The organism is Micromonospora maritima (genome assembly GCF_902825405.1).
GTDB classification, from domain to species: domain Bacteria; phylum Actinomycetota; class Actinomycetes; order Mycobacteriales; family Micromonosporaceae; genus Micromonospora; species Micromonospora maritima.
On record NZ_CADEAU010000160.1, the window covers coordinates 1 to 10739 of the forward strand.

Sequence of the window (10739 nt, forward strand, 5' to 3'; positions counted from 1 at the left end):
GGGACGAGGTGGCCGCCGCCGTCCGGGAGGCGGCCGAGGTGGCCACCCGACTGGGCGCCGCCCCGCTGGGGGAGCAGGTGGCCACGTTGGCCCGCCGGGTCGGGCTGCGCGGCACCGGGCGGCCGGGGCCGGAGCTGCTGACCAGCCGGGAGCGGGAGGTGCTGCGGCTGGTCGCCGAGGGGCACAGCAACAGCCGGATCGCCGAGCGGCTCTTCATCTCGCCCAAGACGGCGAGCGTGCACGTGTCCCGGATCATCGCCAAGCTGGACGTGACCAACCGGGTGGAGGCCGCCGCGCTGGCCCACCGACTCGGCCTGCTCGACCCGCCGCCCGCGCCCGCGCAGCGCCGGGCCCGGTAGGCCACCCGCGCCGATCTCCGGTGCGGGTGGCCGATCCGTCAGCGGGTGGCCACGACCTCCTGGCGGGCGGCGAGCGCCTGCTGGTAGAGCCGTCCGGCCCGGTACGACGAGCGGACCAGCGGCCCGCTCATCACGCCGGCGAAGCCGATCTCCTCGGCCTCCTCGCGCAGCTCGACGAACTCCTCCGGCTTGACCCACCGGGTGACCGGGTGGTGCCGGGGGGAGGGGCGCAGGTACTGCGTGATGGTGATCAGCTCGCAGCCCGCCTCGTGCAGGTCGCGCAGCGCCTGGGACACCTCGGCGCGCTCCTCGCCCATGCCGAGGATCAGGTTGCTCTTGGTGACCAGGCCGTCGGCCCGGGCCTGGCGGATCACGTCCAGCGAGCGCTCGTAGCGGAACGCCGGGCGGATCCGCTTGAAGATGCGCGGCACCGTCTCGACGTTGTGCGCGAGCACCTCCGGGCGCGAACCGAAGACCTCGGCGAGCTGCTCGGGCACCGCGTTGAAGTCGGGGATCAGCAGCTCGACGCCGCAGCCGGACTGGAGGGCGTGGATCTGCCGGACCGTCTCGGCGTAGAGCCAGGCGCCGCCGTCGGGCAGGTCGTCGCGGGCCACGCCGGTGATGGTCGCGTAGCGCAGGCCCATCGCGGCGACGGACTCGGCGACCCGGCGCGGCTCGTCGGCGTCGAACTCGGCCGGCTTTCCGGTGTCGATCTGGCAGAAGTCACAGCGCCGGGTGCACTGGTCGCCGCCGATGAGGAACGTCGCCTCCCGGTCCTCCCAGCACTCGTAGATGTTGGGGCAGCCGGCCTCCTGGCAGACCGTGTGCAGCCCTTCGCGCGAGACGAGCCCGCGCAGCTGGGTGTACTCCGGCCCCATCTTGGCCTTCACCTTGATCCACGGGGGTTTGCGCTCGATCGGCGTCTCGGCGTTGCGCGCTTCGATCCGCAGCAGGCGCCGCCCCTCCGGGGCGGCGGTCGCGGTGCGCGCTGGCTGCTCAGTCGTCGGCGCGGTTTGCTCGATCGTCACGAAATCGAGCCTACGCCGGTCGGCGGCGGTCGATGAACGTCGGGCGACGGCCGTCACCCCGGAAACGTTGTGACACCGGACACGAGCGGCCAAAAAACCCCGTCACATTCCGGCGGTGGCGGTGCTAACGTCCCGGGCAGAGCTGTGACGGAGCCGAGTAACGGGCCGAACCGCCAGCCCAGAGAGCCGCCGGTTGCTGCGAGGCGGTCTGGCGCCGGCCCGCGAAGACCCTCCCGAGCTGCGGGAGGAACGGCGTCCGCGCCCAGTAGAGCCCGCCCGGCCGGCCCCGGTGAAAAGGCGACGAACGAGGCTCCCGCTCCGGCGGGGGCGAAGGTGTGGTGGCACCGCGAGGTTCCCGCTCGCCCACACCTCCCTGGGGATCGCGTTGCGATTGACCGAGGAGGTAACCGCCGTGCAACGCATCCTGTCCTCCCAACTCCCCACCCATGTCGGCACCACCGTGCGGCTCGCCGGCTGGGTCCACCGCCGTCGGCTGCTCAAGTCGGTGGCCTTCCTGATCCTCCGCGACGCCGCCGGGCTCGCCCAGGTGGTGGTCGCCGCGCCCGCCGTGCGTGCGCAGGTCGAGGCGCTCACCGAGGAGACGGTCGTCGAGGTGGTCGGCACGGTGGTCGCGAACCCCACCGCGCCCGCCGGGGTCGAGGTCGTCGACCCGACGGTACGTCCGCTCGGGCCGCCCGCCGTCCCGCCCCCGTTCGACCTGTACCGGCCGGCGCTCACCGCCAGCCTGCCGACCCAGCTCGACCACGCGCCGACCGCGCTGCGGCACCCGAGGAGGTCCGCCGCGCTGCGGATCTCGGCCGCGGCCGTGTCCGGCTTCCGGGCCACGCTCGACGCGCGCCGGTTCGTCGAGGTGCACACGCCGAAGGTGGTCGCCTCGTCCACCGAGAGCGGGGCGAACGTGTTCGCGCTCGACTGGTTCGGCCGCCCGGCCTACCTGGCCCAGTCGCCGCAGTTCTACAAGCAGCTCATGGTGGGCGTCTTCGAGCGGGTGTACGAGGTGGGGCCGGTGTTCCGCGCCGAGCCGCACGACACGGTGCGCCACCTGGCGCAGTACACCTCGCTCGACGTCGAGCTGGGGTTCGTGGCCGACCACCGGGACGTGATGGCCGTGCTGCGGGACACGCTGGCCGGGATGGTCGCGGCCGTGGCGGACCGGGCCGCCGCCGCGCTGGACACGCTCGGCGTGACGGCGCCACCGGTGCCCGACGAGATCCCGGCGGTGCACTTCACCGACGCGCTGAAGATCGCCGGCGCGCCGACCGACGAGCCCGACCTGGCGCCCGCCCATGAGCGGGCGCTGGGGGAGTGGGCCCGCGCCGAACACGGCAGCGACTTCCTGTTCGTCACCGGCTACCCGATGGCGAAGCGACCCTTCTACACCCACCCGGACCCGGCCCGGCCGGCGTACTCGAACGGGTTCGACCTGTTGTTCCGCGGGATGGAGCTGGTCACCGGCGGGCAGCGGCTGCACCGGCACGCCGACTACCTGGCCGCCCTGGCGGCGCGGGGGGAGGCGGTGGAGCCCTACGCCGGGTACGTGGACGCGTTCCGGCACGGGATGCCACCGCACGGCGGGTTCGCGATCGGGCTGGAACGGTTCGTCGCCCGGCTCACCGGCGCGGCGAACGTCCGGGAGGTGACCGCCTTCCCGCGCGACCTGCACCGCCTCACACCCTGACCCCGCGCCGACGGGCGGTCCTGGTCCGGACCGTCCGCCGGCGCGGGCCGCGCGGGAAGCGGCAGGGCACGGGGGAGCGCAAACGTCACTGCGCGCACCGGCGTGGCGTGCGCAGCATTGTCGTGCCGACGGCGACACGCCCCGGCGCGGCCGCGAGTGCGGACCGGCGCGGCGTCCCGGGCGGTCAGGCCGGGCCGAGCAGGTCCCAGGCGTTGCCGGCGATGTCGCGGAAGACCGCGACCCGGCCGTAGGGCTCGCTGCGGGGCGGGCGGACGAACTCGACGCCGGCCGCGACCATCCGGCGGTACGTGGCGTCGAAGTCGTCGACCCGGAGGAAGAAACCGACCCGGCCGTGCGTCTGGTCGCCGACCGCCGCCGCCTGGTGCTCGCCGTCGGCGCGGGCCAGCAGCAGCCCGGTGCCGCCGCCCGGCGGGCGGACCACCACCCACCGCTTGGGCCGGCCGTCGTTGGTCAGCGACGGCGTGTCCTCGGCCAGTTCGAAGCCGAGCACCTCGGTGAAGAAGGCGACGGCCGGGTCGTACTCGGTGACGACGAGGGTCACCAGGTCGAGCCGCACCGGGTCAGACCCGGGTCAGGGTGGGCAGGTGCCGCTCGACCACCGGAAGCACGTCGGCCACGGTGACCGGCCGGCCCAGCTCGGCGGTGAGCGAGGTGACCCCGGCGTCGCGGATGCCGCACGGCACGATCCGGTCGAAGAAGCCCAGGTCGCAGTCGCAGTTGACGGAGAAACCGTGCAGCGTGACGCCGCGGGCCACCCGGATGCCGATGGCGGCCACCTTGCGGGCCGGGCCCCGGTCGTCCTCCGGCACCCACACGCCGCTGCGCCCCTCGACCCGGCCGGCGGTCAGCCCGAACTCGGCGCAGACGTCGATCAGCAACTGCTCGGTGCGCCGGACGTACGCGACCACGTCGACCGGGTCGGGCAGCCGGACGATCGGGTAGCCGACGAGCTGCCCCGGACCGTGCCAGGTGATCTTGCCGCCGCGGTCCACGTCGACCACCGGGGTGCCGTCCACCGGCCGGTCCCACGGCTCGGTGCGCTTGCCGGCGGTGTAGACGCTGGGGTGCTCCAGCAGCAGCACGGTGTCGCCCTGCTCGCCGGCCACCACGGCCTCGTGCAGCCGGCGCTGCTCGTCCCAGGCGGCCTGGTAGTCGAGCAGGCCGGCGCGGACGGCGGTCAGCCCGGAAGTCGTCACGCTCACCCGTCCAGCCTAGTCCCGCCGGCCGGGACCCGGACTCGTGACGCTCGTCGCGTCACGCCGCGGGCACCCGCCACACCCAGACGTCCTCGACCCGCTCGGGCGGGCCCAGCAGGGCGGTGGCGGTGCGGCGCAACGCCTCCTCGTCGACGTCGTACTTGGCGCCGTGCACGCGGTCGGCCAGCACCACCACCCGCACGCCCCAGTGGCGCAGGTCGGCCTGGGACTGCCGGATGCTGCCCTCGGTGATGATCGGCACCAGGCCGGTCCGGCCCGCCTGGTCCATCAGCGTGTCGAAGGTGCGCGGCACCGGACCGATCCGGCCCCGGCCGTCCGGCCCGCCCGGGCCGAGGAAGAAGCCCGCCGGGATACGGAACTCGCCCTGCCGGTGGGCCAGGGCGTACGCCTGCCAGCGCTGGCCGTCGGGGTAGACGTCGACGGTCAGCGGCAGCGGGGTGAGCACCCCGTCGGGCGGGACGTAGCGCGTCCAGGCGCCGGTGGTGATGAACGCCGGGACCGGTTCGCGCACGCTGGTGAGCAGCGGGGTGGGCAGCAGCGGCAGCAGCGCGACGACGAACCCGACCGTCCAGGCCGCGCCGCCGAGCCGGTGCCGGGGCGGCCGGGCGCGCAGGCTGTCGACCGCGTACGCCAGCAGCAGGCCGATCACCGGCGCGACGACGAGCGCCAGTCGGGATGGCAGCGCCGCGTTGACCACCGGCAGGTTGTCCAGCACCCCGAACGGCAGCAACTGGTCGGTCCGCCGACCGTTCCACTTGGCCGTCGGCCCCCAGGAGAGCACGGCGAAGACCACCGCGGTCACGCCGAGCGCGACCAGGGTGGCCCGGAACGCCCGGTCGGCGCGCCGCCAGAGCAGGGCGAAGCAGGCGACCGCGAGCAGCAGCAGCGGGACGCCGAAGAAGGAGTTCTCCTCGGTCGGGTTGGGCGCGAGCGAGGTGCCCCACCCGGCCCAGCCGGCCAGGGAGCGGCGTGGGAACGACAGGTACGCGGCGATGTCCTCGGAGTGGACCAGCGGGTCGAAGCCGGTGCCGTGGAACCGTTGCGGCCCGGCGAAGTGCAGCCAGAGCGGGTACGCCAGCAGCGCCCCGGCCACCAGCGCGGTCACGCCGAGCCCGGCCGCCATCCGCGGCAGCGCGGCGCGCGCTTCCGCCCGGCGTGCCGGGGCCAGCGCCCAGACCAGCAGGAACACGCCGAGCGCCAGCGCGGTGAAGAACAGCCCTTCGGCGGCGATCGAGAACGCGACCGCCACCAGCAGACCGAGCAGGATCCCACCGGTGACCGCGCGCCCCGGCCGGCGCAGCCGGAACACGCCCCAGACCAGCAGCGGCACCAGCCAGCCCGCGGTCCAGTTCAGGTGCGCGTTGGCGTGCGACACCATGGCCGGGCAGTAGGCGATGAACACCGCGCCGACCCCGGCGGCCAGCCGGCTGCCGACGAGGTGCCGGCTGAGCAGCCAGTACCAGGCCACCGCCGTGGCGGCCAGGTTGAGCGTGAGGATCACCAGGAACGTCGCGGGCGGCCCGATCAGGTACGTCAACGGCGCGAAGACCGCCGCGTACACGGTGATCGAGGTGTTGACCGCGAGGTTGACCCCGTCGGGGACGTTGATCAGGTAGGTGAAGAGCGGGTTCTCGCCGTGGGTCAGCGCATGCCCGCCGAACGCCAGCAGCCACTCGAACAGCGCCTGGTCGCTGGAGTTGACGGTGATCGTGCGGCTGTTCGGATCCCGCCACATGCCGCTGGTCACCCAGAGGGCCAGGACCACCGCGACCAGCGTCACCAGCAGGTCGGCGCGCCGGTCACGAGTGGCGGTGGCCGGCGACGGGCCGGTGACCGGAGACGGGGAGAACGGCACGCAGCGGACGTTACCAATCGGACCTGGGCACACCGCCCGGACGGTGAATGTGTGACCGGCAACCATTCCTGTCGATGAAACACGGACGTAACGTCGCGGCAACTCGGAGAGTGACTCAGTTCACATTCCACGATCGGGAGGTCCCCGTGTCCCGCTCCTCATCCCTCATCACCCGCCTCGCCGGGGCGGCGGCCGGGGTCGTGCTGGCCGCGGCCGCCGTCCTGGTCTCCGCCCTGCCCGCGCAGGCCGCCTCGCTCACGCAGGTCACCGGGTTCGGCTCCAACCCCGGCAACCTGGCCATGTACGCCTACCGGCCGGACGGCCTGCCGGCCAACGCGCCGGCCGTGGTGCTGCTGCACGGCTGCACCCAGAACGCCTCGACGTACTTCACCAACTCCGGCTGGCAGAAGTACGCCGACCAGTGGAAGTTCGCGCTGATCGTGCCGCAGCAGCCGTCCGGCAACAACGCCAACTCCTGCTTCAACTGGTTCGAGACCGGTGACACCGCCCGGGGCCAGGGCGAGGCACTGTCGATCAAGCAGATGGTCGACTACGCGAAGACGAACTACGGCACCAACGCCGGCCGGGTCTACGTCAGCGGGCTGTCCGCGGGCGGCGCGATGAGCGCCGTCATGCTCGCCACCTACCCCGACGTGTTCGCCGCCGGCTCGGTGATCGCCGGCATCCCGTACCGCTGCGCCACCAGCACGACAAGCGCGTTCAGCTGCATGAACCCGGGCGTGGACAAGACCCCCGCGCAGTGGGGCGACCTGGTCCGCAACGCGTACGCCGGCTATTCCGGCCCGCGCCCCCGGGTGGCCGTCTGGCACGGCACCAGCGACTACACGGTCAACGTGGCGAACGCGACCGAGTCGCGGGACCAGTGGACCAACGTGCTCGGCGTCTCGCAGACCCCGACCGGCACCTCGTCCCTGCCGGGCGGCACCAGCCTGGAGGTCTACGGCAACGACCAGGTCCGCGTCTACCGGGTCTCCGGGATGGGCCACGGCACCCCGGTCGACCCGGGCTCGGCCGCCGACCAGTGCGGCACCGCCGGGGCGTACTTCCTGGACACCATCTGCTCGACGTACCGGGACGCGCTCTTCTTCGGCCTGGGCGGCGGCACCACGCCGAGCCCGACCCCGACGGCGACCGCCTCGCCCACCCCGACCGCCTCGCCCACGCCCACCTCGTCGCCGTCGCCGACCACCGCGCCGGTCTGCGTCACCGCCAGCAACTACGCGCACGTCGTGGCCGGCCGGGCCTACCAGTCCGGCGGGTACGCCTACGCGCTGGGCAGCGGCCAGCGGATGGGCCTCTACAACACCTTCTACACCACGGCGCTGAAGCAGACCGGCCCCGGTTACTGGGTCATCGGCTGTTGACCGCCCGCACGGCGCCGCCCTCGCCCGGTCACTCGGTGAGGGCGGCGTGCAGCGCGCCCGGCAGGTCCGGATGGGTCCAGCCGAAACCGGCCCTGCCGAGCACCCCCGGCAGCACCCGGGTGCTGGTGAGTGCCTCGTGCGCGAAGCCGCCCAGCGCGACCTTCAGCGCCAGCGCCGGGATCGGCATGATCGCCGGCCGGTGCAGCTGACGGGCCAGCTCCCGGGTGAACTCGGCATTGGTGACCGGCGCCGGGCCCACCACGTTGACCGGGCCGGCCACGTCGTCGCGGGCCAGCAGGAACGCCGCCGCGTCCAGCCAGTCACGCATCGAGATCCACGGCAGCCACTGCCGGCCGCTGCCCAGCTTGCCGCCGACACCCAGCCGGAACGGCAGCAACTGCGGCTTGAGCAGGCCCCCGTCGCGGTGCAGCGGCAGCCCGGTACGCAGCCGCACCACCCGTACGCCGGCGTCCTCGGCCGGACGGGTCGCGGCCTCCCAGACCCGGCAGACGTCGGCCAGGAACCCCTCGCCGGCCGGCGCGTCCTCCTCGACGGTGCGGTCACCGGTGTTGCCGTACCAGCCGACGGCGGAGGAGTTCAGCAGCGCCGCCGGCCGGTCCGACGCGGGCAGCCCGGCGATCGTGATGGCCAGCGTGGTGGTGCTGTCCACCCGGCTGGTCCGGATCAGCTTCTTGTAGTCGTCGTTCCAGCGCTTGTCGCCCACCCCGGCGCCGGCCAGGTTCACCACCGCGTCGGCGTCGGCGACCAGCTGCGGGTCGAGCTGCGCGGCGGACGGGTTCCACTGCCGTTCGTCGGGGGTGCGCGGCGCGCGGCGGACCAGGCGGGTGACCTGGTGGCCGTCCCCGGTGAGCCGGTCGACCAGTCGGGTGCCGAGGAAGCCGGACACGCCGGCCATGAGGATCCGCATGCTCATATCTTCGAGTACGGAGCGCGATTCGGATGCGTTGAGCGAAATCACTCACTCGTCACGCCCCCGTGTTGCGGAGTCGTCTCACTCGCCCGTGCGGCCGTCGACGGCCTCGCGCAGGATGTCGGCCTGGCCCAGGTGCCGGGCGTACTCGTCGATCATGTGGGTGAGCACCCAGCGCAGCGACCGTTCGGCCCCGGTCCCCGGCGTACGCCCGACCGCGTCGAGCGGGCGGGCGGCGGCGATCCGCCGGGAGGCCGCCACCTGGTCCCGCCACAGCGCGAAGGTGCCCGGGCCGGTGGCGTCCGCGACGTCGTGGAACGGCGCGTCGAAGTCGTCGGTCAGGTCGAACAGGTCCCCGGGCCAGGGCGCGTCCGCGGTCACGCCCTGGAAGTACCAGCGTTCGACGGTCGCGAGATGCCGGACCAGGCCGAGCAGCGAGAGCCCGGAGGACGGCACCGGACGTGACCGCAGCTGCTCGTCGGACAGGTCGGCGCACTTGCGGACCAGGGCGTCGCGCTGGAAGTCGAGGAAGGTGTCGAGCAGCGTGCGCTCGTCCGCGTCGGGTGGCAGCGCGAACCGGCTGTCGGACCCGGCGTCTCCGGGCACCACGGCGCTCACGCGGTCGCCGTGGTCGTGCGCAGGTCGGCCAGGAGGCGCTCCACCTCGGCGTACGCGGCCTCGGGCAGCGGTCCGTGGGCCAGCGTGCCGACGTTCTCCTCGGCCTGGCCCACGGTCCGGCAGCCGGGGATGGGCAGCGTACGCGGGCTGCGGGCGAGCAGCCAGCCCAGCGCGCCCTGGGCCAGCGTGCGGCCGTCGGCGGTGAGCGCCTCGCGGACCCGGGCCACCCGCTCGGCCCACTCGGCGCGCGGCACCCCCTCGCTGAACCAGTCCAGCCACTCGGGAGCCGACCCGCGCACGTCGTCGCCACCCCGGGCGGCCGGGGTGCCCTGGTACTTCGCGGTGAGCAGGCCCATCGCCAGCGGGCCCCGGTTGAGGCTGGCCAGGTCGAACTCCTCGCAGACCGCGAGCATCGCGGCGTTGTCCCGCAGCACCGACTGGTCGTGCTGGATCGCCGCGCAGCGCGGCCCGGCCGCCGCGAACGCCCGCGCCGACTCCGGGTCGTCGGTGCTCCAGCCGTACGCCCGGATCTTCCCCTCGTCGACGAGCGCCTCCAGGGTGTCGACCAGGTCCAGCGCGCGTGGCACCGGCAGGCCGTTCAGGTGGAGCTGGTAGAGGTCCACGTGGTCGGTGCCGAGGCGGCGCAGCGATCCCTCGAGGCTCCGCCGCGCGTTCGCGGGGCCGGCGTCCTCGCCGGTGGCCTGCCGGGTCGCCTCGTCGGTCAGGTACCCGAACTTGGTGGCGATCACCGCCCGGTCCCGGCGACCGGCGAGTGCGCGCCCGAGCACCCGTTCGCTGTGCCCGGCCCCGTAGTTGCAGGAGGTGTCGAAGAGGGTCGCGCCCAGGTCCAGGGCGCGGTGGACGGTGCGGACCGACTCGTCGTCGTCCACCTCGCCCCAGCCCAGCGGTTGCGCGCCGGCCCAGAGCGGGCCGCCGATCGCCCAGCAGCCCATGCCGATGGCGTTGACCTCGATGCCGCTGCGCCCGAGTCGTCGTGTCGTCGTCATGGCCTCAGTGTCCTATCTCGAGTGCGCTCGAAGTCGACCCGTTTCCGGCCAGCCGGGGCAGCAGCGGCGCGAGCGCGGCGACGGCGTCGGCGCGTACCACGAAACGGGTGACGCCCCAGCGGCGCTCGTGCGCGGCGACGGCCGTGGCGATCTCGTCGGCGGTGCCGGCCAGCACGAACGGGGTGGCCAGCACCTCCGCCGGGGTGAGGCCGGTCTCGGCGGCCGTCTCGGCGGCGACCGCCTCGGCGTCGTCGGTCACGGCGAACCGCTGGACCAGCGCCTCCAGGACCGGCGGCGCGTCCCGGCCGGCCGCGCCGGCCGCCACGTGGGCGAGTTGCGCCTCGATCTGGTCGGCCCGCCAGCGGGCCTCGTGCTGGTGGCCGTCGGCGAGGGTGCGTCCGAAGCCGGTCAGGCCGACCACGTCGGCGTGCGCGCCGGCCCAGCGCAGCAACGTCGAGTTGGCCGTGCCCATGGTGAGCGGGATCCGGTCCTGGACCGGCCGGGGCGCGTCCAGGCGGGCGGCGTACGCGGTCAGGTCCGGCGTGTCCACGGTGACCTCGTCGCCGGCCAGCAGCGCCCGCACCGCCTCTGCCACCGCGACGCAGCGGCGGACCCGGCC

The 10739-nt window shown here is 74.1% G+C and carries 10 protein-coding genes and 1 pseudogene; 3 read left to right on the top strand and 8 right to left on the bottom strand.

The window, feature by feature from the left end:
• Positions 1-359: helix-turn-helix domain-containing protein (locus HUW36_RS16125; RefSeq protein WP_174528926.1), on the top strand; the 359-nt coding region annotated here is incomplete at its 5' end.
• Positions 360-397: 38 nt separating this feature from the next.
• Here the strand turns inward: HUW36_RS16125 and lipA are convergent.
• Positions 398-1444: a lipoyl synthase gene (gene lipA, locus HUW36_RS16130; RefSeq protein ID WP_174528927.1), complete on the bottom strand. Its 1047-nt coding sequence runs from the start codon at positions 1442-1444 to the stop codon at positions 398-400.
• Positions 1445-1799: 355 nt separating this feature from the next.
• Here lipA and aspS point away from each other — a divergent pair, with 355 nt between their 5' ends.
• Entirely contained in the window at positions 1800-3086 is a 1287-nt protein-coding gene (gene aspS, locus HUW36_RS16135) for an aspartate--tRNA(Asn) ligase (protein WP_174528928.1), read from the top strand.
• 184 nt (positions 3087-3270) lie between these two features.
• On the opposite strand, the gene HUW36_RS16140 is transcribed toward aspS, so the two are convergent.
• The 3 genes from HUW36_RS16140 to HUW36_RS16150 are packed head-to-tail and all read right to left on the bottom strand — an operon-like array spanning position 3271 to position 6179.
• Positions 3271-3663: a VOC family protein gene (locus HUW36_RS16140; protein WP_174528929.1), complete on the bottom strand. Its 393-nt coding sequence runs from the start codon at positions 3661-3663 to the stop codon at positions 3271-3273.
• Between the two features lie 4 nt (positions 3664-3667).
• Complete coding sequence (gene lipB, locus HUW36_RS16145) at positions 3668-4309, bottom strand: lipoyl(octanoyl) transferase LipB (RefSeq protein ID WP_098746746.1); 642 nt, start codon at positions 4307-4309, stop codon at positions 3668-3670.
• A gap of 52 nt (positions 4310-4361) precedes the next feature.
• The gene (locus HUW36_RS16150; RefSeq protein WP_174528930.1) at positions 4362-6179 is read right to left on the bottom strand and encodes a DUF6311 domain-containing protein; all 1818 of its coding nucleotides are present in this window, start codon (positions 6177-6179) and stop codon (positions 4362-4364) included.
• Positions 6180-6325: 146 nt separating this feature from the next.
• Between HUW36_RS16150 and HUW36_RS16155 the strand changes: the two genes are divergently transcribed.
• On the top strand, positions 6326-7564 hold the full coding sequence (locus HUW36_RS16155; protein WP_174528931.1) for an extracellular catalytic domain type 1 short-chain-length polyhydroxyalkanoate depolymerase: 1239 nt from the start codon (positions 6326-6328) through the stop codon (positions 7562-7564).
• Positions 7565-7592: 28 nt separating this feature from the next.
• Here the strand turns inward: HUW36_RS16155 and HUW36_RS16160 are convergent, their stop codons facing one another.
• The 4 genes and pseudogenes from HUW36_RS16160 to HUW36_RS16175 form a co-directional block, all read right to left on the bottom strand.
• The gene (locus tag HUW36_RS16160) at positions 7593-8492 is read right to left on the bottom strand and encodes a TIGR01777 family oxidoreductase (protein WP_174528932.1); all 900 of its coding nucleotides are present in this window, start codon (positions 8490-8492) and stop codon (positions 7593-7595) included.
• Positions 8493-8576: 84 nt separating this feature from the next.
• On the bottom strand, positions 8577-9113 hold the full coding sequence (locus tag HUW36_RS16165) for a DinB family protein (RefSeq protein ID WP_246248188.1): 537 nt from the start codon (positions 9111-9113) through the stop codon (positions 8577-8579).
• Complete coding sequence (locus HUW36_RS16170) at positions 9110-10120, bottom strand: aldo/keto reductase (protein ID WP_174528933.1); 1011 nt, start codon at positions 10118-10120, stop codon at positions 9110-9112. The genes HUW36_RS16165 and HUW36_RS16170 overlap by 4 nt, the downstream gene beginning before the upstream one ends.
• 4 nt (positions 10121-10124) lie before the next feature.
• Positions 10125-10739: pseudogene (locus tag HUW36_RS16175) on the bottom strand (F420-dependent oxidoreductase); the annotation flags it as partial.

Excerpts from the sequence above, each read along its gene's own strand:
- HUW36_RS16160 (WP_174528932.1), bottom strand. The coding sequence starts at position 8,492 with ATGCGGATCCTCATGGCCGGCGTGTCCGGCTTCCTCGGCACCCGACTG.
- HUW36_RS16170 (WP_174528933.1), bottom strand. The coding sequence starts at position 10,120 with ATGACGACGACACGACGACTCGGGCGCAGCGGCATCGAGGTCAACGCC.